Origin of the sequence: Sphingomonas sp. ERG5 (assembly GCF_000803065.1) — a bacterium.
Taxonomy (GTDB): domain Bacteria; phylum Pseudomonadota; class Alphaproteobacteria; order Sphingomonadales; family Sphingomonadaceae; genus Sphingomonas.
The window spans coordinates 99108-123117 of sequence record NZ_JSXI01000063.1 but is presented as its reverse complement, the minus strand read 5'-3'; the positions used below and the strand labels follow the sequence as shown (position 1 = coordinate 123117).

Annotated in this window: 26 protein-coding genes; 14 read left to right on the top strand and 12 right to left on the bottom strand. The window is 64.9% G+C overall.

Annotated features, from left to right (window positions below; all coding sequences use genetic code 11):
- Positions 1 to 26 precede the first annotated feature (26 nt).
- Together OO12_RS20270 and OO12_RS20265 are read right to left on the bottom strand one after the other, a co-directional pair.
- A complete protein-coding gene (locus tag OO12_RS20270) occupies positions 27 to 1379 on the bottom strand; it encodes a sensor histidine kinase (protein ID WP_034160539.1) in 1353 nt (450 codons plus the stop codon).
- Positions 1376 to 2041, bottom strand: a complete 666-nt coding sequence (locus OO12_RS20265; RefSeq protein WP_034160538.1) for a response regulator — start codon at positions 2039 to 2041, stop codon at positions 1376 to 1378. Before OO12_RS20265 ends, OO12_RS20270 begins: the two co-directional genes overlap by 4 nt.
- A gap of 120 nt (positions 2042 to 2161) precedes the next feature.
- Between OO12_RS20265 and OO12_RS20260 the strand changes: the two genes are divergently transcribed.
- Entirely contained in the window at positions 2162 to 2737 is a 576-nt protein-coding gene (locus tag OO12_RS20260; protein ID WP_052216099.1) for a hypothetical protein, read from the top strand.
- 41 nt (positions 2738 to 2778) lie between these two features.
- Here the strand turns inward: OO12_RS20260 and OO12_RS20255 are convergent, their stop codons facing one another.
- From OO12_RS20255 to OO12_RS20240, 4 genes are all read right to left on the bottom strand, one after another.
- Positions 2779 to 3126 (bottom strand): hypothetical protein, encoded by a 348-nt coding sequence (locus OO12_RS20255; protein WP_034160536.1) that lies wholly within the window; start codon positions 3124 to 3126, stop codon positions 2779 to 2781.
- 108 nt (positions 3127 to 3234) lie between these two features.
- Positions 3235 to 4032, bottom strand: coding sequence for an SDR family NAD(P)-dependent oxidoreductase (locus tag OO12_RS20250; RefSeq protein WP_034160535.1), 798 nt, complete (start codon positions 4030 to 4032; stop codon positions 3235 to 3237).
- Positions 4029 to 4601 (bottom strand): carboxymuconolactone decarboxylase family protein, encoded by a 573-nt coding sequence (locus OO12_RS20245; protein WP_034160534.1) that lies wholly within the window; start codon positions 4599 to 4601, stop codon positions 4029 to 4031. Before OO12_RS20245 ends, OO12_RS20250 begins: the two co-directional genes overlap by 4 nt.
- 39 nt (positions 4602 to 4640) lie before the next feature.
- Positions 4641 to 5159 (bottom strand): winged helix-turn-helix transcriptional regulator, encoded by a 519-nt coding sequence (locus OO12_RS20240; protein ID WP_034160533.1) that lies wholly within the window; start codon positions 5157 to 5159, stop codon positions 4641 to 4643.
- 76 nt (positions 5160 to 5235) lie between these two features.
- Between OO12_RS20240 and OO12_RS20235 the strand changes: the two genes are divergently transcribed.
- The 3 genes from OO12_RS20235 (at position 5236) to OO12_RS20225 (ending at position 7197) form a co-directional block, all read left to right on the top strand.
- Positions 5236 to 5877 carry a dihydrofolate reductase family protein gene (locus OO12_RS20235; RefSeq protein ID WP_034160532.1) on the top strand — a complete coding sequence of 214 codons (642 nt, stop codon included), beginning with the start codon at positions 5236 to 5238 and terminating at the stop codon, positions 5875 to 5877.
- 12 nt (positions 5878 to 5889) lie between these two features.
- Positions 5890 to 6537, top strand: coding sequence for a glutathione S-transferase family protein (locus OO12_RS20230; protein WP_034160531.1), 648 nt, complete (start codon positions 5890 to 5892; stop codon positions 6535 to 6537).
- 66 nt (positions 6538 to 6603) lie between these two features.
- Positions 6604 to 7197 (top strand): alpha/beta fold hydrolase, encoded by a 594-nt coding sequence (locus OO12_RS20225; protein WP_034160530.1) that lies wholly within the window; start codon positions 6604 to 6606, stop codon positions 7195 to 7197.
- Positions 7198 to 7239: 42 nt separating this feature from the next.
- Here OO12_RS20225 and OO12_RS20220 read toward each other — a convergent pair whose 3' ends face one another.
- Positions 7240 to 9891: an EAL domain-containing protein gene (locus tag OO12_RS20220; protein ID WP_052216098.1), complete on the bottom strand. Its 2652-nt coding sequence runs from the start codon at positions 9889 to 9891 to the stop codon at positions 7240 to 7242.
- Positions 9892 to 10050: 159 nt separating this feature from the next.
- On the opposite strand from OO12_RS20220, the gene OO12_RS20215 reads away from it, so the two are divergent.
- From OO12_RS20215 to OO12_RS20195, 5 genes are all read left to right on the top strand, one after another.
- Entirely contained in the window at positions 10051 to 11574 is a 1524-nt protein-coding gene (locus OO12_RS20215; RefSeq protein ID WP_034160529.1) for a fumarate hydratase, read from the top strand.
- A 5-nt stretch (positions 11575 to 11579) separates the two neighbouring features.
- Positions 11580 to 12071 (top strand): hypothetical protein, encoded by a 492-nt coding sequence (locus OO12_RS20210; RefSeq protein WP_034160528.1) that lies wholly within the window; start codon positions 11580 to 11582, stop codon positions 12069 to 12071.
- Positions 12068 to 12988, top strand: a complete 921-nt coding sequence (locus OO12_RS20205) for an EamA family transporter (protein ID WP_034160527.1) — start codon at positions 12068 to 12070, stop codon at positions 12986 to 12988. The genes OO12_RS20210 and OO12_RS20205 overlap by 4 nt, the downstream gene beginning before the upstream one ends.
- A gap of 48 nt (positions 12989 to 13036) precedes the next feature.
- Positions 13037 to 14221 carry an MBL fold metallo-hydrolase gene (locus tag OO12_RS20200; protein ID WP_034160672.1) on the top strand — a complete coding sequence of 395 codons (1185 nt, stop codon included), beginning with the start codon at positions 13037 to 13039 and terminating at the stop codon, positions 14219 to 14221.
- A gap of 79 nt (positions 14222 to 14300) precedes the next feature.
- The gene (locus tag OO12_RS20195; protein ID WP_052216097.1) at positions 14301 to 14756 is read left to right on the top strand and encodes a hypothetical protein; all 456 of its coding nucleotides are present in this window, start codon (positions 14301 to 14303) and stop codon (positions 14754 to 14756) included.
- 189 nt (positions 14757 to 14945) lie between these two features.
- Here the strand turns inward: OO12_RS20195 and rdgB are convergent, their stop codons facing one another.
- Positions 14946 to 15575, bottom strand: a complete 630-nt coding sequence (rdgB, locus tag OO12_RS20190; RefSeq protein ID WP_034160526.1) for an RdgB/HAM1 family non-canonical purine NTP pyrophosphatase — start codon at positions 15573 to 15575, stop codon at positions 14946 to 14948.
- Positions 15572 to 16288 (bottom strand): ribonuclease PH, encoded by a 717-nt coding sequence (gene rph / locus OO12_RS20185; RefSeq protein ID WP_034160525.1) that lies wholly within the window; start codon positions 16286 to 16288, stop codon positions 15572 to 15574. Before rph ends, rdgB begins: the two co-directional genes overlap by 4 nt.
- 99 nt (positions 16289 to 16387) lie before the next feature.
- On the opposite strand from rph, the gene OO12_RS20180 reads away from it, so the two are divergent.
- The 5 genes from OO12_RS20180 (at position 16388) to OO12_RS20155 (ending at position 21353) form a co-directional block, all read left to right on the top strand.
- Positions 16388 to 16885, top strand: a complete 498-nt coding sequence (locus OO12_RS20180) for a DUF6438 domain-containing protein (protein WP_052216096.1) — start codon at positions 16388 to 16390, stop codon at positions 16883 to 16885.
- Between the two features lie 626 nt (positions 16886 to 17511).
- Positions 17512 to 18561, top strand: coding sequence for a heat-inducible transcriptional repressor HrcA (gene hrcA / locus OO12_RS20170; RefSeq protein ID WP_034160669.1), 1050 nt, complete (start codon positions 17512 to 17514; stop codon positions 18559 to 18561).
- Positions 18562 to 18640: 79 nt separating this feature from the next.
- Complete coding sequence (locus OO12_RS20165; RefSeq protein WP_052216129.1) at positions 18641 to 19147, top strand: nucleotide exchange factor GrpE; 507 nt, start codon at positions 18641 to 18643, stop codon at positions 19145 to 19147.
- Positions 19148 to 19254: 107 nt separating this feature from the next.
- Complete coding sequence (locus tag OO12_RS27120) at positions 19255 to 20133, top strand: cobaltochelatase CobT-related protein (RefSeq protein WP_152616548.1); 879 nt, start codon at positions 19255 to 19257, stop codon at positions 20131 to 20133.
- Positions 20130 to 21353, top strand: a complete 1224-nt coding sequence (locus tag OO12_RS20155) for a threonine synthase (RefSeq protein ID WP_034160522.1) — start codon at positions 20130 to 20132, stop codon at positions 21351 to 21353. Before OO12_RS27120 ends, OO12_RS20155 begins: the two co-directional genes overlap by 4 nt.
- A 26-nt stretch (positions 21354 to 21379) precedes the next feature.
- Here the strand turns inward: OO12_RS20155 and OO12_RS20150 are convergent, their stop codons facing one another.
- The 3 genes from OO12_RS20150 to OO12_RS20140 all read right to left on the bottom strand — a co-directional run bounded on the left by OO12_RS20150 (position 21380) and on the right by OO12_RS20140 (position 23882).
- Positions 21380 to 22789 carry a carboxylesterase family protein gene (locus tag OO12_RS20150; protein WP_034160521.1) on the bottom strand — a complete coding sequence of 470 codons (1410 nt, stop codon included), beginning with the start codon at positions 22787 to 22789 and terminating at the stop codon, positions 21380 to 21382.
- Positions 22790 to 22936: 147 nt separating this feature from the next.
- Positions 22937 to 23398 carry a hypothetical protein gene (locus OO12_RS20145; protein WP_034160520.1) on the bottom strand — a complete coding sequence of 154 codons (462 nt, stop codon included), beginning with the start codon at positions 23396 to 23398 and terminating at the stop codon, positions 22937 to 22939.
- A gap of 46 nt (positions 23399 to 23444) precedes the next feature.
- Entirely contained in the window at positions 23445 to 23882 is a 438-nt protein-coding gene (locus OO12_RS20140) for a copper chaperone PCu(A)C (protein ID WP_034160519.1), read from the bottom strand.
- Positions 23883 to 24010 lie beyond the last annotated feature (128 nt).

The following is a 24010-nucleotide window of genomic DNA, read 5'->3' as shown; positions in this document are numbered from 1 at the left end:
CTCTCCCGGTTCCCCCGGGGGAGGATTCAGAGGGTGGCTGGCAGCGTCACAATAACGCGCAGGCCACCGCCTTCCGCAGCATCCAGCATCAGCGACCCGCCATAAAGCTCGGCCAGTTCGCGCGCGATTGACAGGCCGAAGCCATGGCCGTCACTGGATTCGTCGAGGCGGCGCCCCGGTTGCATGGCAGCGGTGCGTTCGGTGTCGGGAATACCGGGGCCGTCATCGGTGATGGTCAGCCGGACCCGTTGCGCGGCGCGTTCGGCGCTCACGGTGATGCGTGCCGACGCCCAGCGCCACGCATTGTCGAGCAGATTGCCGGCCAGCTCATCGAGATCCTGCGGATCGAGCGCAACCGACAGCCCGGGGTCGATGGCGATAGCGGCGGTGACGGGCCGGGCGGCATGGATCCGGCCCAGCGCCTCGGCCAGCCCCTCGATCGCCGGGCGCAGCGGCGTCGCGACCCTGGCGGCGCCGCCCGGCGTGCCGGTGCGGGCGCGGCCGAGATGATGGCGGACCGCCTGGTCGATGCGATCGAGCTGTGCGCCGAGCGACCCGTCGGGATCGCGGTCGCGCAGTGCGAGAGCGAGCGTGGCAAGCGGCGTCTTCAACCCATGGGCGAGGTTGGCGACATGGCCGCGCGCATTGGCCAGCGCCGCTTCATTGGCATCGAGCAAGGCGTTGATCTCATCCGCCAGTGGTGCGAGCTCGGTCGGCTGGTCGGGGGGGACGCGCGCATCGCTGCCACGTCGTACTGCCGCCAGCGCCTCGCGCAGCCGCCCGAGCGGGCGCAGCCCGATGCGCAGCTGGATCAGCGTCGATAGCGCCAGCGCGATGCCCAGCAGGGCGAGCGCGCCAAGCAGCGGGATCATCGCTGCCCGGATCGGGCGTTCGACGATGACGCGCGGCGCGGACGCGGTAATCCGGACGATGCCCGCCGAGGTGGGAATGGTCAGCGCGCGGGCATGGTGCGAGCGACCATCGGCCGCCCGCCAGAGGAGCGGGCGCGGCTCGTCCGGGCGATCGTTCCGGTCAGCAGGCAAGTGACGCGGCGGCTCTTCCAGCTGAAACGGCCCCGGATCGGGTGCGGCGGGAGAGCCGATCGTGCCGGCCGGTGCGTCGATCCGCCATCCCCAGCCGGAATCGGCCCGGTCATAGGGCGGGGCGAGTGCGATGCGCCCGCGATCGATCGCGCCGTCCGGCCCGACCGCGGTGGCGAGGATCGCGATCTGGGCATCGAGCTGCTGATCGAGTCCGTGCATCACGAAGCGTTCGAGCACGGCGCCGATCGCGACCGCGGCGAAGGCAAGCGCGGCCAGCGTTGCGAGCAGCGCGGTGGCGAGCAGGCGGCCGTAAAGCGATCTGGGGAGCAACCTCATTGCGGCATGTCCGTCAGCCGGTAGCCGCGCCCGCGCACCGTTTCGATCAGGTCGCGGCCGATCTTTTTGCGCAGCCGGCCGATGATTACCTCCAGTGAGTTGGAATCGGGATCGGCATCGCCTTCATAGACGCGTTCCATCAGGTCGAGCCGGTCGATCACCACGTCGCGGCGCAGCATCAATGCCGACAGCACGCGCCATTCGAGCGCGGTGAGGCGCAGCGGCAGGCCGTCGAGTTCGAACTGGCCGGTCTGTGCATCAAAAGAGACGGGGCCGCAGCTGACGATGCTTGCGGCATGGCCCGCCGCGCGGCGGACCAGCGCACGCAGCCGCATGACCAGTTCCTCGACCCGGAACGGCTTGGTCAGATAATCGTCGGCCCCGGCACGGAACCCCTCGACCTTGTCCGACCAGCCATCGCGCGCGGTGAGGATCAGTACCGGATGCGCCCGGCCCGCCGCGCGCCATTCCTTCAGTACCGTAATGCCGGGCTTCACCGGCAGGCCGAGATCGAGCACCGCAGCGTCGTAAAGCCCGGTGTCGCCAAGATGCGCGCCATCCTCGCCATTCGCCGCGACATCGACGGCGAAATTCTCGGCGCGCAGCGCACGGGCGATGCCGTCGGCGAGCGCGGTGTCGTCCTCGACCAGCAGGATGCGCATTCTCGTCCTTTCGATCGGCGGGCTAGGATCCTGCGTTAAACCGAAACTGAACGGGAAGGTTCAGCGGGCTGCGGTCGCGACTCGCTAGAAGATGCCATCGACACAGATGGAGTGACCGTAATGACCGAAGAAACCAAGACGAAGCGCACATTACCGCTCAAGGCATCGCTGGCTGCCGTCGCGCTACTCGGCGTCGGCGTTGCCGCAGGGGCGGCCGCGATCAGGGTGAACGGGCCGTCGATCGAACTGGCGCCGATCAAGCCGGTGGCGATCTCCGGCCTGACTGACAGCACCAACCTCATCACGCTGCGCGGGAAAGTGGCCGAAGTCTATGGCCCGATGTTCGTGATGCAGGACAGCAGCGGCAAGGCGTTGATCGATGGGGGGCGTCGGCATGGGATATTGGGCATGGGCGCGGATAGCCCCGTCGCGACCGGCGCGACGGTGACGATCCAGGGCCGTTTCCATGACGGCATCGTCCATGCCTCCTTCCTGATCGGGGCCGACGGCAAGGTGACCACGCTGGGCGGCCCGCCGCATGGGCCAAGGGGGCCGCGGCATGATGGTCCGGACGGCGGGCCGGAAGGGCGTGACGGCCCGCCGCCGCCACCGGCAGATGGTGCGGCACCGCCGCAGCCCGCCGCTCAACCGCCAGTTGCCCCGGCTCAGCCGGTCACCGGCAATAGCGCCGGCTGACAAAAAGGGCGGCGACCGGTCCGGTCGCCGCCCCATTTTGCTTAGCGGCAGATGCGCACGCGATGGTCGTAGCGCCACTCGGTCCAGCAACGGCGATAGCCATTGTTCCAACCATAGCGACGGCCACGATCCCAGCGGTCGCGCCGCCAGCCACGGTCGTCGCGCCAGCGGCGATCACCGCGCCAGCGGCGATCACCGCGCCAGCCACGATCACCACGCCAGCCACGGTCACCACGCCAGCCGCGATCACCACGCCAGTTACGGTCGCCACGATCAGAGCGGTCATGATAACCGCCACGATCATCGTAGCGCTGCGCTTCCGCAGCGGTGCTCGCGCCCAGCGCCGCGACCGCGAGGCCGATGGCAACGAGAATTTTGGGCATTTTCATGGGGTACATCCTTTCCAGCCCGCCACGTCGGGCATGCAGGCAAGATACGCGCACGATTGAATCCTGTTCCTGAACCGGGCGGTTATCGCAGGTTCAGGCTCGCGGACCCTAACCCAGCCGCACCGACTGTCCGCCATCGACCGGCAGCAGCGCACCGGTCACGAAGCGCGCATCGTCCGACGCCAGCCATAGCGCGGCATGCGCCACATCCCAGGCGGTGCCCATCCGCCCCATCGGCACGCGCGCGTCGCGCTTGGCGCGCAATTCCGCCTGTGCCTCGCCGGTCAGGCCGGCCCAGCCCTGGATCGCCATCGGCGTGTCGATCAGGCCGGGAAGAATCGCGTTGCAGCGGATCTGGTACCGGGCATTGAGCGCCGCGACGCTGGTGGTGAGCTTGTTCACGCCGGCCTTGGACACTTCATAGGCAATGATCCCGGAAGGCGCGAGCGCGGCCAGCGAGGAGACGTTGACGATCGCGCCGGCCCCTTGCGCGCGCATCACCGGCAAGGCGTGCTTGATCGTCTGCATCATCGCGGTGAGGTTGAGATGCAGGATCGCGTCGAACCGCACCGGATCGCTCTTTTCGACCGGTGCGTCGCCAGCACCACCGCCGACATTATTGTGCAGGATGTCGAGCCGGCCGAGCGCCGCCACGCCCGCCGCGATCAGGGCCGCGCATTCCGCCTCGTCACGAATATCGGCGGCATGGGCATGGGCTGTGCCGCCTTCACCGGTGATCAGCGCAGCGGTTTCCTCCGCCCGTTCGAGCGTGCGATCGACGCAGAACACCATCGCACCTTCGCGGGCGAACAGCATCGCCGTTGCACGGCCATTGCCGATCGTGTCGCCAGGCGTCTGTCCGGCGCCGATGACGATCGCGGTCTTGCCCGCCAGCCGGCCGGTCATGCGCGGCGGTCCAGATCGGGGTCGAGCGCCAGGCCCTTGTCGAGCTGCACGCCGAAGCTGTTCAGCAGCATCGACACCTGAGTGTACTGGCCGACGGTATAGACCAGGTCCATGCATTGTTCGGTGCGGAAATACCGGCCGAGCTCCGCCCAATGCGCGTCGGTGATGAAATGGTCGCGGGTTAGGTCGTCGCACGCATCGAGGATCGCGGCATCGGCCTCGCTCCAGCCGGGCGCGTCGCTGCCCGCCTTGATCCGCGCGACCTCGTCATCGGTCAGGCCGGCGCGCTTGCCGAGCACGACATGCTGCGCCCATTCATAGCCCGAGCCGCAATTGAAGCCGGTGCGCAATATGGCGAGTTCGCGCTCGCGTTCGGGCAGCGTGTTGTACTTGCCGAGGATGTAATTGCCCCATTTGAGGAATCGGTCGAGCGCGCCAGGATGCCGCGCCATGGTGCGGAAGATGTTGAGGACGAAGTTGCGCTCGACGAACGGCGCGAGGACTTCCCGTTGTGCGTCGGTCGCTTCCGCATCCGATAGCGGCTCGATTCGTGCTCTATTCAGGCGCATGCGACTCTCCCGTTTTTGAATTACGGGTATGCTATGCGTTCAGGCTGGCGGAGTCTCGGCCAAATCGGCGAGCGTCGCTTCATAAGCTGCCCGCAGGCGGCCGGCGACGCTCGGGCGGCCCGTTGGCGGTGTGCCGAGATGCGCGGTGCGCAGTTCATCCATGAAGTCCACCCACATCTCCGGCCCGCCCTCTTCGAGCAATTGCGCGCGGATCGCGAGATCCGGCGTGACGGGCAAATGGCGGCGGCCCCAGGCGCCGAGCTGCACGATCAGAGGCACAAGCTGAATCGCCGGCTCGGTCAGGCTGTAGATATGCTTCTGCTTATGGCTGGGGTCGTCGGTGATGATGAGAAAGCCCGCCGCGACCAGTTTCTTGAGCCGATCGGCAAGGATGTTCGACGCGATGCCTTCCTCCGACGCGACGAGCAGTTCGCGGTAATGGCGGCGGTTGCCGAACATCACGTCACGGATGATGATCAGGCTCCAGCGGTCGCCCAGCGCCTGGATCGTGAGATTGATCGGGCAGCCCGATCGGGGGACGTCGATATGGATCGTCATAACTGGTTGCAATGTAGGATCGGTTGTGTAGAAAGCAACTGCTTTTGATTCGCAATCAGTTTGGAAAGGACGGATAATGGCGAAGGTTCGCGTTGCCGGCTATTCGGTCTCGGTGGATGGCTTCGGCGCCGGTCCCGATCAGGATCTCGACAATCCGCTCGGCGTCCGTGGCAAAGAGCTTCACGAATGGGCTTTCGGCACCCGGACTTTCCGTACGATGTTCGGTGAGGAAGGCGGCTCGACCGGCATCGACGAAGGCTATGCCGCCCGGGCGATGCACGGAATGGGTGCCTGGATCCTCGGCCGCAACATGTTCGGACCCGTCCGCGGGGCCTGGCCGAATGAAGACTGGAAGGGCTGGTGGGGCGATACGCCGCCTTATCATTGCCCGGTATTCGTCCTGACGCACCATGCCCGGGCGCCGATCGAGATGAATGGCGGCACCGTTTTCCATTTCGTGACCGGGGGGACCGGCGAAGCGCTCGCGCGGGCGAGGGAAGCGGCGGGCGACCGCGATATCCGGATCGGCGGCGGACCGGCGACGATCCGCCAGTATCTGAAGGCCGGGGCGATCGACGAACTGCATTACGCAGTGGCGCCGGTGGTGCTTGGCCGTGGCGAAGCGATGTTCGCCGGGATCGATTTGCCTGCGCTCGGCTATAAAGTGACTGAGCAGGTCCAGGGCGAAAACGCGATGCACATCGTGCTGACGAAATAAGTGGAGAGAGACATGACCCTCAAAATCTACGCGCACCCTTTGTCGTCCTATTGCCAGAAGGTGCTGATCGCCCTGTATGAGAATGGCACCGCGTTCGACTATCGCGAGCTCGGGCCGGACACGCCCGACCATGCCAGGGAGTTCGCGACGCTCTGGCCGATTCAGCACATGCCGTTGCTGGTCGATGGCGCGCGTTCGGTGGCGGAGACCAGCGTGATCATTGAGTATCTCGACCAGTATCATCCCGGAGCGGCGCCGCTGATTCCGACGGACATCGACGCCGCGTTGGAGGCACGCTTCATGGATCGATGCTTCGACAATTATGTCATGACCCCGGTGCAGACCGTGGTGTTCGAGCGCCGCCGACCCGAGGGCAATGCCGATCCCTATGGCGTCGGAAAGGCGCGGGAGATGCTGGCCAGGGCCTATGGCTGGCTCGATACGGTGATGGCGACGCGCGAATGGGCGGCGGGTGACGCGTTTAGCCTGGCCGATTGCGCGGCGGCGCCGTCGTTGCTTTATGCGAAATATGCACTGCCGTTCGACGGGTTTCCCAATGTCACCGCCTATCACGAACGGCTCGAGGCACGGCCGTCGGTGGCGCGGACGCGGGAAGAGGGCAAGCCGTTCTGGGATTGGTTCCCGCTGGCGAACGGGTAGGGAGCTTGCAAAAATCGCCGTGTCACCCCGAAACAGGTCGGCCCCTATCTCAATCGGACATGGAATATGCCCTTATTCTTTCTTCCCGGAGCCGCTGGGAGTTCAGCGTTCTGGCGCCCGGTTGCTGAAAGGATATCCTCCCCCGAACCAAGGCGATTCTTTTCGTGGCCGGGCTTGGGAAATGAACCGGCAATATCGTCAATCCAGTCGATCGAAGATCTTGTCTCGCTTGTTGCCGAACAGTTGACGGTGCCGTCGGTTCTCATCGCCCAATCGATGGGAGGGTATATTGCGCTTCGCCTTGCTCTGCAGAAGCCCGATCTGGTGCGACGCCTTGTGCTGACGGTGGCCTCTGCAGGACTGCCGACAGAGCATCTCGGCGCGATCGACTGGCGCGCAAACTATCCACGAAATTTCCCGCGAGCGGCCAACTGGATAACGGAACCAACGGAGGATTTGCGCCCCCATCTCCACAAAATAAATGCGCCTTGTCTTTTGCTGTGGGGCGGAGCTGACCCCATCAGCCCGGTGTCGGTCGGCCAGCAGTTGCTGGCTGCATTGCCAAACGCACAGTTACACGTGTTCGACGACGCTGATCACGATCTCGCTATCAGCCATTCGCAAGCTGTGGCGCAATTGATCGAAGCGTATCTCGAATGAGTTTCAGTCTCACCGCCGAGATGCGAAATCGGCAGCTCACTATTATCCCGACCCCGAACGGCGGAACGCTGGGGTCTGGTTGACAGGGTTGAGCCGTTCCATGTTGAAATGCTGCGCGAATTCGATGCCGGCCTTGCCGTCGGCGGCCCAGCGCAGCTTGGCCGGGAACATCTGACCTTCGAGCAGTTCGATCAGCAAATCGATGCCATCGACCTCGCCATCGATCTCGATCCCGTCGATCATTGCGCCGGTCGAGGACATGTTGCGGATGCGAACCTCGCCTTCGATACCTTCGGTCGAGACGCGCGCGGTGCGCAGCATCTTGGTGCGGGGTGACCGGCTGACGCGGTAGCCGGTGGCGGTGGCCATGCCGCCCTTCGCCGCAAGCTGTTCGAGCACGGCCGAGGCGCGCGCGGCTTTGCCGTAGACATAGCCCTGGATATGGCTGCAGCCCAGTTCGCGGATCAGTGCGATCTCGTCCTGCACTTCGACACCCTCGGCAGTGGTTTCCATGCCGAGCGTATCGGCCAGCGTGACGATCGCCTTGATGATCGCGGCGTTGCGGTTGCCGGCGACCGCCGCGCCGCGCACGAAGCTCTGGTCGATCTTGATCTTGTCGAACGGCGCTTTCTTCAGATAGCCGAGCGAGGAATAGCCGGTGCCGAAATCGTCCAGCGCCAGGCGCACGCCGATCGTCTTCAGGCTTTTGAACATCTGTTCTGACGAAGCATCCTCGTTGTTGAGGAACACCCCTTCGGTGATTTCGAGTTCGAGGCGTTCAGGGCGAATGCCCGACCGGGCCAGCGCATTGGTTACCACGGCGGGCAAGGTCGGGTTGGCGAACTGGATCGGTGAGACATTGACCGCGACGCGAATGTCGCGCGGCCAGGTCGCGGCATCGGCACAGGCGGTGCGCAGAACCCATTCGCCGATCCCCTCGATCAGGCCGCAATCCTCGGCGACCGGAATGAAGTCGGCCGGGCTGATCGCGCCGCGCGTGGGGTGATCCCAGCGCAGCAACGCTTCATAGCCGACGATGCGCTCGCTCCTGGTGCTGACCACCGGCTGATAGGCGACATGGAATTCATTCTGCGCCAGCGCGTTGCGCAGATCGTCCTCGAGCTGTTTGCGGTTCTGTGCGCCGTGGAGCAGCTCTTCACGATAGAAACGGTGGATGCCGCGGCCATCGGCCTTTGCCGCGTAAAGCGCGAGATCGGCGTTGCGCACCAGCGTCTCGGAATCCTCGCCATCGACCGGCGCGATGGCGATGCCGATCGAACAGCCGATGGTGATCGACGATCCGTCGATGAAATAGGGCTGCGACAGCGAGGCGATGATCGCGCGCGCCAGTTCGGCGAGTCGGTCGCGATTGGCCTCGCGCGGCAGCACGACCTGGAATTCGTCACCGCCGAGGCGCCCGACCAGCCCGGCCTCGCCGACGCAGCGTTGCAAGCGCTGGCTGACCTGTTTGAGCAGCGCGTCGCCGGTCTGGTGACCAAGCGTGTCGTTGACCGCCTTGAATCGGTCGAGATCGAGCAGCAGCAACGCGGGCGAACCATAGCCGCCGCCTTGCGGGGCGAGCGTCTGGTCGAGCGCGAGGCGCATGCGCTGGCGGTTGGCGAGGCCGGTCAGGCTGTCGAACAGCGCGAGGCGGGTGATCTCGGCTTCCGATTTGCGCTTTTCGGTCAGGTCGCTGCCATTGCCGATAAAGCCCTGGAAGCGGTTGAGCTCGTCGAGGATCGGGCGGCCCGAAATCGACCACCAGCGCTCGGTCGCGCCGGTCGCGGCACGCACCGAATAGCCGGAAAAGGCAGTGCGGGAGGACAGATGGAAGCCCAGGGTCCGTTCGGAATCGGGGGACGCGCTATCGACCTTGAATACCGCGGTGAGCAATGATCCGATCACCGCATCGTCCGCGGTGCCCACTTCATTCGCGACCTGGGGCGAGAGATAGATGAGGCGGCCCTGACGGTCGGTCTGCCAGAACCACCCGCTGCGATGATCCTCGAATTCGCGCACCAGGCGCAGGGCGCGATTGCCTTCATTGGTGTCTGCGTCGCGCGCTTCGGCTTGCGCGCGGTCGAGCCGCGCCAGGCCACTGGTCGCGATGGTCAGGCACGCGAGAAACACCGCGGCGATGCCGGTGACCACGCCCAGTCCATTGTGCAGTGCAATGGTCGCGACCAGCGCCGCGGCATAGCCGAGCGTCGCGGCACGCAGCGCCTGCAGCGCCATCGCGGTAACGATGATCGCGCCGAACACGGCAACGAAGCCCGCGAGTTGCAACGTGCCGTTGGCGACATGCGTCGTCATCCACAGCATCGAGAACAGGGTGGCGCCCAGCCCGATCGCGTAGAATAGCGAAAGGCGAACCTTGATATGCGGCGGCCAGCTGCGTGGTGTCTGCAGCTTGAGCAGTGCCAGGGCGACGACTCCAAGCAGCACCACCGCCCCGCCCCGCAGCGCGATCGGTGCGATCAGGTCATGGAGCCCGACGGTCATGGCGGTGGCGAGCAGCATGGCTGCGGCGAGAATCTGGGTGAGTAGCGCCGCCGGCCAGGCCGTGGCCGCCTGTTCGAATTGCAATCGATGCGCGTCGAGCGCCCGATCCTCATCCACGCCGAGCGACAGGTCGCTCCACAACGAAGTCGTCGCTCCGACAATATCGGACACAGGATTGAACGGCCGGTGCATCACTGTGTCGATAACGACAAGGCATTCGGATTTGCTTGCCGTTGATGGTTAACGAGACGTGTCGATGGCGGAGAAAGGTGATGAAAGGGTGCGCGCAGGCACTTGGCCGCCCGGCATGCTGCGCATAAGGACAGCGCGATTGAGTGCCAGGAACCGACCATGACAGTGATTATCCGCGAAGACGACCTGATCGAGAGCGTTGCCGACGCGCTGCAGTTCATCAGCTACTACCATCCGATGGATTATATCCGCGCGCTCGGCGTCGCCTATGAGGCTGAGCAAAGCCCGGCAGCGAAGGATGCGATCGCGCAGATCCTGACCAACAGCCGGATGTGCGCCGAAGGGCATCGCCCGATCTGCCAGGACACCGGCATCGTCACGGTGTTCATCAAATGGGGGCAGGAGTGCCGGCTGGAGAAAGGCGACCGATCCTTGCAGGACGTCGTCGATGACGGCGTGCGCCGCGCCTATCTCCACCCCGAGAACAAGCTGCGCGCTTCGATCCTCACCGATCCCGCCTTCACCCGTCGCAACACCAAGGACAACACGCCGAGCGTGCTGAACGTCGAGATGGTGCCGGGCAACACAATCTCGGTCGACGTCGCGGCCAAGGGCGGCGGCAGCGAGAACAAGTCCAAGTTCAAGATGATGAACCCGAGCGATTCAATCGTCGACTGGGTGCTCGAGATGCTGCCGCAAATGGGTGCCGGCTGGTGCCCGCCCGGCATGCTCGGCATCGGTATCGGCGGTACGGCGGAAAAGTCGATGCTGCTTGCCAAGCAAAGCCTGATGGGCGCGATCGACATGGCGCAATTGAAGCAGCGCGGGCCCCAGAACGATATCGAGAAGCTGCGCATCGAGATTTACGACAAGGTCAATGCGCTGGGCATCGGCGCGCAGGGCCTGGGCGGCTTGTCGACCATCCTCGATGTGAAGATTTTCGACTGGCCGACGCATGCCGCGTCGAAGCCGGTGGCGATGATCCCCAATTGCGCCGCCACGCGCCATGCGCATTTCACGCTCGACGGGTCGGGTCCGGCCTATCTCGAAGCGCCGAAGCTGGAGGAATGGCCCGACGTGAACTGGACGCCCGACAAGGCGGCGATCCGGGTCGATCTCGACACGCTGACCCCCGAAGTGGTGCAGAGCTGGAAGCAGGGCGACCGGCTGCTGCTCAACGGCAAGATGCTCACCGGGCGCGATGCCGCGCACAAGCGGATCAAGGACATGCTCGATGCGGGCGAGGAATTGCCGGTCGAGTTCAAGGGGCGGGTGATCTATTATGTCGGCCCGGTCGATCCGGTCGGCGAGGAAGTGGTCGGGCCCGCCGGTCCCACCACCGCGACCCGGATGGACAAGTTCACCCGCATGATGCTCGACCAGGGCCTGCTCGCGATGGTCGGCAAGGCGGAGCGCGGACCCGCCGCGACCGAGGCGATCGCCGAGGCGAAGAGCGCCTATCTGATGGCGGTCGGCGGTGCGGCCTATCTCGTCGCACGGGCGATCAAGGGGTCGAAAGTGGTCGGCTTCGCGGATCTCGGCATGGAAGCGATCTACGAATTCGACGTGAGCGATTTCCCGGTCACGGTCGCGGTCGATTCGAGCGGGGCGAATGTCCACACGCTTGCGCCTTTGGTGTGGAAGGAAAAGATCGCGCGGGAAAGATTGCTCGAGGGGGTCTGAGCCGCATGGGCCGCCCGATCGTCCTGATCTCGCCGCTCGATCCGGTCGCGCTGGCGAAGAAATTGAAGCGGGCATTGGGTGGTCGCGACGGTCAGGCGAAGGTCGCGGGCGTTACCGGGCAAGGCACCGAACGCGACATGACCTTATTCTATTACCGGCCCAATGCCCGGACCAATTTCGTCAGCACGTTGACGGCGACAATGACGCCTGATCGGGATGGGACGCGGATCGAGGGGCGGATCGGCACGCTGAACGGCATGACGATTTTTCTGGGGTTCTGGTTCGGTGCCCTCATCCTGTTCCTGTTGATTGCCGGCAGTGTGATGCTCAACACCGCAACGCCGCTGGCCGATGCGTGGCCGGTTATCGCGGTGCCGCTTGGGCTGATGGCGTTCGGCGGCATGCTGTTCCGCGCCGGGTCTTCGACCGTGACGAATGACGAAGCGGCGATCCTCGCCTTCCTTGCCGATACGGTGGATGCGCGACCGCAAGCATGATGACCGCGCCGATCTGGCTTCCCGCGACAGTGTTCGCGGGCATGCTGCAGGCATGGCGGACAGCGGTTCAGCGGCGTGTGAACCGGTCGCTGTCGGTCAATGCGGCGGGGCTGGTGCGTTATCTTTTCGGCCTGCCCTTCGCGCTGGCCTTCGTCGCCCTGTATCAATGGGTGATCGCGCCAGCCGCTTTTCCCGCGATTGGTGGCCTGTTCTGGCTGTTCTGCGCGGCGGGCGGGCTGGCGCAGATCATCGCGACCAATTTGCTGCTGATGGCGTTCGAGGAACGCAATTTCGTGGTCGGCACCGCCTTTTCGAAGACCGAGGCGGTACAAAGCGCCTTGTTGTCGCTGTTGTTGCTCGGCGACCGGTTGAGCTTGCTTGTCTGGCTCGGCATCGCGTTCGGCGTGGCGGGGGTGATGATCCTGTCGACCGGGGGCAAAAGGATGGGCGCGGGCGAACTGCTCCGCTCGCTCGGGCAGCCCGCGGCGCGCTATGGCATCGCCTCGGGATTCTTCTTCGCGCTGACCACGATCGGCATTCGCCGTGCGACGATGGAGGTGGCGACCCCCGACCATATCCGCGCCGCGCTGATTGTGCTGGCGGCGACCGTCGCGCTGCAGACGCTGATCCAGGGCGGTTATGTCGTGTGGCGCGAACGCGATCAGGTGCGCCTCGTCTTCGCCAATTGGCGCGTCGCCGGTCAGGTGGGCATGATGTCCTCGCTAGGATCGGCATGCTGGTTCACCGGCTTCGCATCGGCGCCGGTCGCACTGGTCAGGATCGTCGGCCAGGTCGAAATCGCCTTCACCATGGCGTTCGGGCATTTCTATCTTGGTGAACGCATGCTGCGCAGCGAAGCGATCGGGTTGTTGCTGGTCGGGGCGGGGGTGATGCTGGCGCTGGCGGGCTCGCTTTGACATGAGACGATCGCTTGCCGCGGTCGCTCTGCTATGGGACGGGGCGTGATGTCGCCATCGAGTCTGAAGCGTGTTCTGCGCAGCATAGCGGTTGTCCTGCTGTTCGCTTGCGTAGCTGTTTGCCTGGTGATCACGATCGCGCCGCATTTCCTTGACCGGATCTATTATCGCGGGCCGGTCAGCACGCATTTCGATGGCCAGCGTTTCGTCAATCCGGACGGCGACCGGGACGTGCTGCGCGCGCCGGGTGGCGGCAGCCGGGCGGCATTCCTCTGGCGCTACCTGACCGGCAATGACGGGCGCGCGCCCTGGCCGGCTCATATCGCGGTCCATAAAAAGCCGGTCGCAGCGCGGGTCGCCGGCGATGCGATGGTCGCCACCTGGGTCGGTCATGCGACCGTGCTGGTGCAGACTCAGGGCCTCAATATCCTGACCGATCCGATCTGGGGCAGAACGGCCGGGCCATTCGGCACGGGGCCGAAGCGCGTGACCGAGCCGGGCATTGCGTTCGACGATTTGCCCAAGATCGATCTCGTGCTGATCAGCCACAATCATTACGACCATCTCGATCAGGCGACGCTGAAGAAACTCTGGGACCGCGATCGGCCGCAGATCGTCACCAGCCTGGGCAATGACAGTGTCATCGGCCAGGTCGGCGTGCCCGCCAGGGCGCTGGATTGGGGCGGACGGATCACGATCAGGCCCGGCATCGACGTGATCGTCACGCGCAGCCATCATTGGGACAGCCGCTGGTTCACCGACCGCAACCGGGCCTTGTGGTCGAGCTTCGTGGTGACGTTGCCCGGTGGCAATCTGTTCTTTGCCGGTGATACCGGACCGGGCGATCTGACATGGCCGGCACAGGCCGCGACCTATGGTCCGATCCGGCTGGCGCTGCTCCCGATCGGCGCGTTTCGCTTTCAGCCCGGGCAAATGCGATCGGACACGCATATCGGCCCGATCGATGCCGCCGAAATCTATCGCCGACTCGGGGCAAGCCGCGCGATCGCGATACATTGGGGAACGTTCCGGCTATCCTACGAAGCCTATGACACGCCGCCCAGGTTGCTGGAAAAAGTGCTGCGCTGTTCCGGGACGAGCGGCTTCATGACCGCGAAAATTGGTCAGCCGTTAACGATCGCACCCTATGCGCCGCCGAAGCGGGAAACGGTGGCGGAGCGCGGCGATCTCATGGCTTGCCTGAGGATGGCCGGAGGCCTGGCGCTGCGATAACAGGTGCCAGGTTTACGCGCAGCCGGGGTTGGGCGCCGGGTTGCGTAATGATAAGAGTCGTTTCGGTGGGAGAACGGACTTGGTCGAGCAGGTTGCGCTGCGGAGCTATGATACATCACTGGATCGCGCGGGACTGGCGCTGGCAACCGGGGGGCTGATGGGCGGCCTGTTCGCGGTGCTGCTCGTCCTGTTCGGCGGATCATGGTCATTGCTGCCGCTGGTGGTCGCCTTCATCGTCGGATCGATCATCTCGGCGATGGCGATCATAGCGATCGGCGGGCCGCTCTGGCTGATATGCCATGCGCTCGGCAAGCGCGGTCCGGTGGCCGCCGCGACGGTCGGCGCGGTTGCCGGCTTCGCCTTGTTCCTCGGCGGGCAGACCTATGGCTTCGGGCTGTTCGACATGCCCGTTTCCGATGCGCGCACCTTGTTGTTCCGCATCCTCAGCGGCATTGCCACCAGCCTGGTGCTGGCCGGCTTCTCCGCCGCCATCGGCCTGGCGATGTGGCGCGTCGCGTATCGGCGCGTGGTGTAACTCCCGAGGCCAGCCAAGGAAGCGAGCTCTCGCTAGCGCGATTTCGAGCTGAGTTGATCCACTCCTTCCGTTCGCCCTGAGCTTGTCGAAGGGCCGTTCTTCTTCGGCTGCCTTTGCCGCAAGAAAGAACGGGGCTTCGACAAGCTCAGCCCGAACGGGGAGCGTGATTCCACGCAAGCCGACGTTGCTCTAGAGAACCGCCGTCACCAATTGCCGGAACGCATCGGCGCGGTGGCTGATCGCATGTTTTGCATCGGGCGCGATTTCGCCGAAGGTTTCGGTCCCGCCATCGGGCAGGAACATCGCGTCATAGCCAAAGCCGTTCTGCCCGCGTGGCGGCCAGACCAAACTGCCTTCGACTCGACCCTCGAACCATTCGACATGGCCATCGGGCCAAGCCAGCGCGAGCGCGCAGACAAAATGCGCATCACGGCTGACGTCGGGTTCGAGCGCGTCGAGCCGATCATTGACCAGCTGCATCGCCAGCCCGAAATCGCGCGACTCGCCGGCCCAGCGGGCGGAGAAAATGCCCGGTTCGCCGTTCAGCGCATCGACGCACAGGCCGCTATCGTCGGCGAGCGCGGGCAGGCCCGACAGGTCGGCGGCCTGCAGCGCCTTCAACTCGGCATTGGCGACGAAGGTCGTGCCGGTTTCCTCCGGCTCGGGCAGGTCGAGTTCGGCGGCGGAGACGGGCTCGATGCCGTACGGCCCGAGCAGGTCGCGAATCTCGCGTATCTTGCCTTCATTGTGGCTGGCGATGATCAGCTTGCCGGGGGCGAGCTTGCGGATCGCCTGGGATCCGCTTCCTTCTCCACTCATTTCGCCACTGCCTTCGCTTGTGCCGCGAAGATGTCCGCGCAGCCGATGCGTGCCAAACGCAGCAGACGCAACAAGGCTTCCTCATCATAGGTCGCGCCTTCGGCGGTGGCCTGCGCCTCGGCGATATTGCCGTTTTCGAGCAGCACGAAATTGGCATCGGCGTCGGCGTTGGAATCCTCGTCATAATCTAGGTCGAGCACGGGCGTGCCCTGATAGATGCCGCACGACACTGCCGCGACCTTCTGGGTCAGCGGATCGGCGGTCAGCTTTCCCTCCGCCATCAGGCCGTCGATCGCGAGGCGCAGCGCGACCCAGGCGCCCGAGATCGATGCGGTGCGCGTGCCGCCATCGGCCTGGATCACATCGCAATCGAGCGTGATCTGGCGTTCGCCGAGCAGCTTCAGGTCGGTGACCGCGCGCAGGCTGCGGCCGATCAGGCGCTGGATTTCCTGCGTGCGGCCCGATTGCTTGCCCTTGGCCGCTTCGCGGCTGCCGCGCGTGTGCGTGGCGCGCGGCAGCATGCCATATTCCGCCGTGACCCAGCCTTCGCCCTTGCCGCGCATCCATGGCGGCAGGCGCTCCTCGACCGAGGCCGTCACCAGCACCTTGGTGTCGCCGAAGCCGATCAATACCGATCCCTCGGCATGGCGGGTGAAGCGCGGTTCGATCGTGATCGTGCGCATCTGATCGGGGGTGCGGCCGGATGGGCGCATAATCATTCTCCAGAAAAAACGGGTCGGCACGGCACCTAGACGGGTCGCCTCGAACGCGCCAGTGTCGTGCGCAGTTTCGAACCGCGAAGGGAAGCGCCGATGCGATCGACCGTCCTGCCAGCCATAGCGCTTGCTGCGCTTCTGCCCGCCGGATGCGCGGTGGCTCCCAAGGCGGCCGAGCCGCAGGCCGCCGAACTCGGGACCATCGTGTACGAAACCGCGCCCTGTTACGGCCTTTGCCCGGTCTATCGCGTCACGGTCGCCGCTGACGGGGCCGGAATTTTCACAGGCATGCAGTACACGGCGATCAACGGCGATCGGAAATTCGTGGTCACGCCCGAGCAGTTCGCCGCCTTCGCCAAGACCCTCGCGCCATACCGGCCCAAAGGCTCGCGCACCATCATGCCCGGTCAGCCCGATTGCAAGGACATGGCGACCGACATGCCGAGCGTGGATATACAATGGAAGGCGGGCGAGGCGACGGACAAGCTCTCATTCTATTATGGCTGTGCCATGGATAAGGGCCAGGCGATGGCGGAGGCGTTGCGAACGGCCCCCGAGGCGCTGCCGATCGCCAACTTTATCGGCAAGCGTTGAGCCATGCGACGCAATGGCCAGAGACGGCACGTAATGAGCGGCTGGATCGAACTATTGGCTATCTCTTCAGCCTCGATCGCACTCCTTGCCGGGTGCGCAACGTCCCGTCCATCTGGCCAGCTCAGTCCCGCTCCCATGTCGATCGTTCACCGCGCGCCTTCCGCGTCCCATGGAATCGCCGCAGACCGTCTCCACGATGCGCGGATCGAAATCGACTCGCTTGACTGTCGTCACAATATCGGATGCCGGCAGTTCCGGTTATCGCTCGACCATATCGGCAGAGGGGAGATGAGATTCGATCGAGGAGGCGTTCCTCAGGTCCGTTATTTTATTCTGACTCCGTACGATTTTCGCCGACTCCAGATCGTTCTGGAACCATTGCGGCCGGGTGGCGCTGCGCAAGACGCATCTATCGAGCGGTGTCGCGAGTGTAGCCCAAACACCGAGTCCATAATGATTTCCTGGCAATCGGATCGCTCCGCCGTGCAGCGGCTCAGCTATCGGCGTGATGTGTCGAGGACGGTGGAAGATATAGATGGCCCGATTTTGGTCGCGCAGAATATGTTGCTGGGCGTCCTTGCGCCCGACATCTTGGTGTCGCGGTAAACCAGGGCCATATGACCGGCATGTCCGCCCCCCCGATCAGCGATCTCAACGACCGCGCCCGCGACGTGTTTCGCGTGGTGGTGGAAAGCTATCTCGATACCGGCAGCCCGATCGGGTCGCGGACGATCGCGCAATTGTCGGGCCTGAACCTGTCGCCCGCCTCGATCCGCAACGTGATGCAGGACCTGGAGGAACTCGGCTTGCTCGCCGCGCCGCATACCAGTGCGGGGCGGATGCCGACCGAGATCGGGCTGCGCCTGTTCGTCGACGGCATGATGCACGCGCTCGAACCCTCGGCCGAGGAACGCGCCGCGATCGAATCGCGCGTGTCGCAGGTCGGGCCGGTCGAGGAAGCGCTCGCCGCGACCACCGCCGCGCTGTCGGGCCTGTCGGCCTGTGCCGGGTTGGTGATGGTGCCGAAGCATGAGTTGGTGCTGCGCCAGATGAGTTTTGTGCCGCTGTCCGCCGACAAGGCGCTGGCGGTGCTGGTCAGCGAGGATGGCGCGGTCGAGAATCGCGTGGTCGACCTGCCGATGGGCGTGTCTCCCTCCGCCCTGGTCGAGGCGGGGAATTACATGACCGCGATGCTGTCGGGCATGACCCTGGTCCAGGCGCGGGCGCGGATCGAGCGGGAGATCGGCGAGGAGCGTGCCTTGCTCGACAGCGTCGCGCGCACCCTGATCGAGCGTGGCCTTGCGGTGTGGAGCGAGGACGGTGATCGTCGCCCGGTACTGATCGTGCGCGGGCAGGGGCGGCTGATCGATGCGGCCGCCGCCGCCGACCTGGAACGGATCGGTACCTTGCTCGACGACCTTGAAGGCAAGCAGGAGATCGCCCATCTGCTCGACAGCGCAAGCGCGGGGGACGCGACGCGGATCTTTATCGGGGCGGAGAATAAACTCTTCTCGCTGTCGGGATCCTCGGTCATCGCCAAACCGTTTCGCGGGCTCGACGGGCGCGTCGTCGGCGTGGTGGGGGTCATTGGCCCCACACGGTTGAACTATGCGCGGGTTGTGCCAATGGTTGATTTTACCGCCGCGACCCTGGCACGGTTGATGGGGCGCGGCTGACGAGTTGAAGGCCGGAGGCGGCCCAGAGGATTGAAGCGAAGACATGATCGAAGACGAAAAGACTGCAGCAACGATCGACATGGCCGAAGACGCCGCACCGGCTGGATCGGACCCGATTGCAGAGGATCGGCTGGCCAGGCTGGAAGCCGAACTGGCCGAAGCCAAATCGGCGTTGCTCTATGCCCATGCCGAAGCGCAGAATGTCCGCCGCCGCGCGGAGAAGGAAGCGGTCGATGCCCGCGCCTATGCCGCGACGGCGTTCGCGCGCGACCTCCTGTCGGTCGCCGACAATCTGTCGCGCGGGCTCGATGCGATCCCGGCCGAACTGCGCGACGACGAGAAGATGAAGGGCCTGGTCGCAGGCCTGGAAGCAACCGGCCGCGAGCTCGATTCGGTTTTCCAGCGCCACGGCATCACCAGGATGACGGTGATGGGTGAGACGCTCGATCCCAATCGCCACCAGGCGATGTTCGAAGTGCCGAGCGATGAGAAGCCGGGCACTGTCGTGCAGGAAATGCAGGCGGGATACATGATCAAGGACCGGCTGTTGCGGCCGGCGCTGGTCGGGGTCGCCAAGGCGGGGTGACATCGCGCTGGCTTGATCTGGGTGACTGGCTCAGGCTGGCGGTGCCGCTCGCGGCGGCCGGCATTGTCTATTGGGTCCTCGCCCGATCCGGCTCGCGGCAAATCCCGGTGGCGGACGGTCCGCAGGACGAGCCATACCGTGTTTACACGAGAGACCATGACCTGAGCCTTCGCGCGCGCGATGTCCCCTCTGCCTTGACGGCTGACGGATCGGATCGCGCAGGGGGCTGGGTTTCGCGCGATCCTGCCGTTTGGCGGGAAAAGGTCGACTCTGCCGATCGGATTCTATCCGGTATTTCACCCGATCACGCGCCTATCCTGCGTAATGCCTTCTCTTCCGTAACGGCGGATGAGTGGGCAATTTGCTTGTTGATCGATCATTCCGGGTCGATGCGGGGCGATCCGATTCTCCATGCCGCGGCGACGTCGCGCTGGATATCGGGCCAGCTTGGGGAGCTCGGCGCGACGTCGGCCATTCTGGGCTTCTCGACTGTCGGCTGGCGCGGGGGGCGGGCGCGAAAGGATTGGTTGGCGGGTGGCCAGCCAAAGCGACCGGGCCGGCTCTGCGCCCTGTTGCACATACTCTACAAACCCTTTGACGAGCCCTTTGCCGATGAGGATTGGGCGATCATGCTGCACCCCGATGTGTTGCGCGAGAATGTCGATGGCGAAGCGATCATATGGGCGTGCGGCATGCTGCGCGACCGACCGGAGCCCAACAGATTGCTTGTTGTTTTGTCCGAGGGCGCGCCGGTCGACGACTCAACGCTCACGCAGAACGGCGGCAAGATCCTTTGGCGACACGTTAAATCGGTGATCGCCGAGGTTGAGGCCGTGGACGACATCATTCTCGCGGCGATCGGCATCAACTATCGGGTCGATGAATTTTATAAGCGCTCGCGATCGGTCGAGGATTTGACCGAGCTGCCCGCTGCATTATCGACGCTCATCGCAGATATTGTCCGTCAACCGGCTGGAACAGAATGAACCCGAACCTCACCACTGATCGCCCGACCTTCGTCACGCATCTCGAATGCTCGCTCACGGGCGAGCATTATGAGGCGGACCAGCTTCACGGCCTGTCGCGGGCGGGGCGTCCCTTGCTGGTGCGCTATGATCTGCCGTCGATCCGGGCCGTTGCGCCGCGCGCGATGATTGCGGCGCGGCCGACCGATCTGTGGCGCTGGCGTGAGCTCCTCCCGGTGCGGCGCACCAGCGATATCGTCAGCCTGGGCGAGATCGAGACGCCGCTGGTGCCGATACCACGGTCCGGCGGGCCGAACGTGCTGGTCAAGGATGAGGGGCGGTTGCCGACCGGCTCGTTCAAGGCGCGTGGGCTGGTCATGGCGGTGGCGATGGCCAAGGCGCTTGGCATCAAGAAGATCGCGATGCCGACCAACGGCAATGCTGGTGCCGCGCTCGCCGCTTATGCGACACGTTGCGGGATCGAGACGATCGTTTTTTGTCCCGACGACACGCCCGAGATCAATGTGCGCGAGATCGCCGCGCAGGGCGCGCGCGTCTATCGCGTCAACGGACTGATCGACGATTGCGGCGCGATCGTCGGCAAGGGTGCGGCGGAAGGGCTGTGGTTCGATTTCTCGACCCTGAAGGAGCCGTACCGGATCGAAGGCAAGAAGACGATGGGGCTGGAACTGGCCGCGCTGTTCGGTTGGAAGCTGCCCCACGCGATCTTCTATCCGACCGGCGGCGGCACCGGGCTGATCGGCATGTGGAAGGCCTTTGCCGAGATGGAAGCTTTGGGCTGGATCGGCTCCGAGCGGCCCAAGATGTTCGCGATCCAGTCGTCGGGCTGCGCGCCGATCGTGCGCGCGTTCGAAGCGGGCGAGGAACATGCCGAACGCTGGGAGGACGCCCATACCGTTGCGGCGGGGATCCGCGTGCCGCGCGCGGTCGGCGATTTCCTGATCCTGCGCGCGGTGCGCGAAAGCGGCGGACGCGCGATGGCGGTGGGCGATCCGGCGATCCTGCAAGCGGTCGAGGATGCGGCGCTGAAGGACGGGTTGCTGATGTGCCCCGAGGGTGGCGCGACCCTGGCGGCCTATCGCGAGGCGCTGCGGCTCGGGCTGGTCGATGAGGACGAGACGGCGGTGCTGTTCAATTGCGCGACCGGGCTGAAATATCCGATGGCGGACGCATCGAAGACGCTCGACCGGTTCGGCGAGATCGACCTGGGCGCGCTCTGAACCAAGGGCGTTGCGGCCGCCCGGTTTCAGGGCTCCGGCTGCACCGTCGCGCCGCCCCGCGCATCCAGATCGAGCATCTGTTTGTCGGTGCGGGAATAGGCGCGCCATAAAGGCAGGCCGGCACCGTTCGGATCGCCGCGTTTCACGAAATTGACCAGATAGCTGCTGGCCGTCCTGGCGGCGGCGCGGTCCGTGAGGCTGGTTTGCGCGCCATATTTGATCGCCGCCGTATCGAAGAAGAACGGGATGTCGGTCGCATGCGCCGCGCCTTTGCTCTTCGCGTTGGGCACCGATGTCGCGACATAGGAAAAGCGGTAATAATAGACCGGCACGCCCGTGCCGGAGAGCATGTTCGCAATGCTCCTGGCGCCGGCGATCATCGGTCCGGTCGGCCCGCCAATATCGTCGCTGGTCGCGCCGACCATCATCGGCACCTGGGCAAAGCGGCCGGCGCGATAGGCGACGACGCTGTCGATCGCGACCTTGCCGTCGACGATTGGACTGGAGAAAGTCTTCGGCCCGGGTTTCGGCGCGAACAGGGCCACCATGTTCAAACCGTCCGTGACCTGTTCGGCGCTCAGCGCCCGGAGTTTGATGAGCGCTTGCGGATCATCCGCCGCGATCCCGTTCGACCGCGCAAAGGCGATGCCGACCGCTTCGGCCGCGGCAAGCGTCGAATCACCCAGCGAGACCGGACCGCCGGACATGGCCATGGCCTTGTGGAACAGTCCCCGTGCCAGCGGCGACGTGACCAGCGTGTGGACCGAAATGCCCCCGGCGCTTTCGCCGACGATCGTGACATTCGCCGGGTCGCCGCCGAACGCGGCGATATTGCGCCGGACCCAGCGCAACGCCGCCAGCTGATCAAGATAGCCATAATTGGCCAGCAGGCCATGATCGGGGTCGACTTTGGTCAATTGCGGATGGGCGAATGTGCCGAAGCGACCGACGCGATAGTTGAAGCTGACGACCATGATTCCCTGCCGCGCCAGTACCGCGCCCGAATATGTCGGTGGCGATGCGCCGCCGTTCAGGAACCCGCCGCCATAGATCCACACCATGACCGGCAATTTGCCCGTGGCGCGTGCCGGCTTCCAGACATTGGCATAAAGGCAATCCTCCGCCGGCGGCGTCCCAAGCGGCGCGGCATCGCTCGGGAAAGGGGTCTGCATGCAATCATGGCCGTAAGCGCCGGCATCGCGGACGCCCGGCCAGCGGTGCGCGGGTTGAGGTGCACGCCAGCGCAGCGGGCCGACCGGCGGTGCGGCGAAGGGGATGCCCTTGAACGACGCCACGCCATCGATGGTGGCGCCGCGCAGCATGCCGGTATCGATCCTGACCTGCGGCGCAGGCGTTGCGGGAGTACGAGCATGACTTTCGCTGGTCATTACCAGCGCCGTGACGGCAATGAGCAACAGTCGCAGCGGCAATGTCATGGTGCATCCCCCAAAACTTTCCTTGCGCAAAGGCTAACCCGAAATTGCCGCAACATGGGCATCAAATATCGGTGCTGCGTCCCGATTGCGCATTCGCCCACATGTGCGGCCGGGGAGGATGCCAGGCTTTGATTTTGTGTCTTGCCCTTATCGGACATCCGAAAACGGCAAGATGGACCGATATTGTTCGAGCGATGGCGCGCCGGTGACCGCGCAGCCGCAGCGCAGCAGGAAAGCGTGCCGGACAATTTCCGCCTGCTGCTCCAGGCCATAGCGTTCGAACCGCTGTCCGGGCTTGATGGCATAATCATAGCGGCAAAAGGGGTGGCGCCTGAGCGGCAGGAAAATGCCCTTCTGATACTGCCAGATATGCGTCATCTCATGGATGAAGAGCCCCTGGTCGCCAAACGACGCCGCAGCGAAATCGTCGCGATAATGCGAGCCCCCGGGGTGGAAATGCATCGTGCCGGTCGGCGCCATCACCGTTTCGCGTGGCTGGAAGAACGCCCATTTGCGCCGTGCGATACGCACTGGCGCATAGTCGATCGCGGCGCCGAACACCGACCGGGCAAGATCGATCTCGCCCGAGGTGAGCGGGCGGTCGTTCAACGGCCCGTCCCGCGCGTCGCCAGGGGCCGGCGGGCGTCCGGCGTTGTCACTCCGGCGCCGAATCGCCTGCCGCGATCGCCACGGCCTTATGCTCGACGCGCTGGCCGTTGAGGAAGGTGAAGGTCAGCGGCACCAGGCTGCCGCGCTTGATTCCCGGATTGACGTCGAACAGCATGACATGCTTGCCGCCGGGGGCGAATTTGATCTCGCCCCCGGCCGGCAACGGCAAGTCGCTGATCGGCTTCATCGTCATTCCGGCGCCGGCTTTCATCGATTCGTGCATCTCGGCTTTGATCGCGACCGTGCTGCCCACGCTCATCAGGACGGCATCTTCCGCCCCGCCGCGCAGTGTGAAGTAGGCGGCGGCGGGCTGTCCCTTGACCGCGGCAAGGCGCACAAAGCTGTCGCTGACTTCGATTTCCGCCGGCTTTTGGCAGGCGCTTAGCAGCAATGCGGCGGCGGAAAGCAGGATGGCGGGGCGCATGTGACTCTCTCAGTTCGGGAAATGCATGTCCCAACTACGCAAGCGAAAATCTTGCGGCAAGCGAAAGCCCCCCTATATCGCCTTCTGTAACGTATCGTGTCTCGAACATCGGGACGCGGTCGAGAGGC

Bases quoted from the DNA above. Each gene is read 5' to 3' on its own strand.
- OO12_RS20270 (WP_034160539.1), bottom strand. From the start codon at position 1,379: ATGAGGTTGCTCCCCAGATCGCTTTACGGCCGCCTGCTCGCCACCGCG.
- OO12_RS20265 (WP_034160538.1), bottom strand. From the start codon at position 2,041: ATGCGCATCCTGCTGGTCGAGGACGACACCGCGCTCGCCGACGGCATC.
- OO12_RS20260 (WP_052216099.1), top strand. From the start codon at position 2,162: ATGACCGAAGAAACCAAGACGAAGCGCACATTACCGCTCAAGGCATCG.
- OO12_RS20255 (WP_034160536.1), bottom strand. From the start codon at position 3,126: ATGAAAATGCCCAAAATTCTCGTTGCCATCGGCCTCGCGGTCGCGGCG.
- OO12_RS20250 (WP_034160535.1), bottom strand. From the start codon at position 4,032: ATGACCGGCCGGCTGGCGGGCAAGACCGCGATCGTCATCGGCGCCGGA.
- OO12_RS20245 (WP_034160534.1), bottom strand. From the start codon at position 4,601: ATGCGCCTGAATAGAGCACGAATCGAGCCGCTATCGGATGCGGAAGCG.
- OO12_RS20240 (WP_034160533.1), bottom strand. From the start codon at position 5,159: ATGACGATCCATATCGACGTCCCCCGATCGGGCTGCCCGATCAATCTC.
- OO12_RS20235 (WP_034160532.1), top strand. From the start codon at position 5,236: ATGGCGAAGGTTCGCGTTGCCGGCTATTCGGTCTCGGTGGATGGCTTC.
- OO12_RS20230 (WP_034160531.1), top strand. From the start codon at position 5,890: ATGACCCTCAAAATCTACGCGCACCCTTTGTCGTCCTATTGCCAGAAG.
- OO12_RS20225 (WP_034160530.1), top strand. From the start codon at position 6,604: ATGCCCTTATTCTTTCTTCCCGGAGCCGCTGGGAGTTCAGCGTTCTGG.
- OO12_RS20220 (WP_052216098.1), bottom strand. From the start codon at position 9,891: ATGCACCGGCCGTTCAATCCTGTGTCCGATATTGTCGGAGCGACGACT.
- OO12_RS20215 (WP_034160529.1), top strand. From the start codon at position 10,051: ATGACAGTGATTATCCGCGAAGACGACCTGATCGAGAGCGTTGCCGAC.
- OO12_RS20210 (WP_034160528.1), top strand. From the start codon at position 11,580: ATGGGCCGCCCGATCGTCCTGATCTCGCCGCTCGATCCGGTCGCGCTG.
- OO12_RS20205 (WP_034160527.1), top strand. From the start codon at position 12,068: ATGATGACCGCGCCGATCTGGCTTCCCGCGACAGTGTTCGCGGGCATG.
- OO12_RS20200 (WP_034160672.1), top strand. From the start codon at position 13,037: ATGTCGCCATCGAGTCTGAAGCGTGTTCTGCGCAGCATAGCGGTTGTC.
- rdgB (WP_034160526.1), bottom strand. From the start codon at position 15,575: ATGAGTGGAGAAGGAAGCGGATCCCAGGCGATCCGCAAGCTCGCCCCC.
- rph (WP_034160525.1), bottom strand. From the start codon at position 16,288: ATGCGCCCATCCGGCCGCACCCCCGATCAGATGCGCACGATCACGATC.
- OO12_RS20180 (WP_052216096.1), top strand. From the start codon at position 16,388: ATGCGATCGACCGTCCTGCCAGCCATAGCGCTTGCTGCGCTTCTGCCC.
- hrcA (WP_034160669.1), top strand. From the start codon at position 17,512: ATGTCCGCCCCCCCGATCAGCGATCTCAACGACCGCGCCCGCGACGTG.
- OO12_RS20165 (WP_052216129.1), top strand. From the start codon at position 18,641: ATGGCCGAAGACGCCGCACCGGCTGGATCGGACCCGATTGCAGAGGAT.
- OO12_RS20155 (WP_034160522.1), top strand. From the start codon at position 20,130: ATGAACCCGAACCTCACCACTGATCGCCCGACCTTCGTCACGCATCTC.
- OO12_RS20150 (WP_034160521.1), bottom strand. From the start codon at position 22,789: ATGACATTGCCGCTGCGACTGTTGCTCATTGCCGTCACGGCGCTGGTA.
- OO12_RS20140 (WP_034160519.1), bottom strand. From the start codon at position 23,882: ATGCGCCCCGCCATCCTGCTTTCCGCCGCCGCATTGCTGCTAAGCGCC.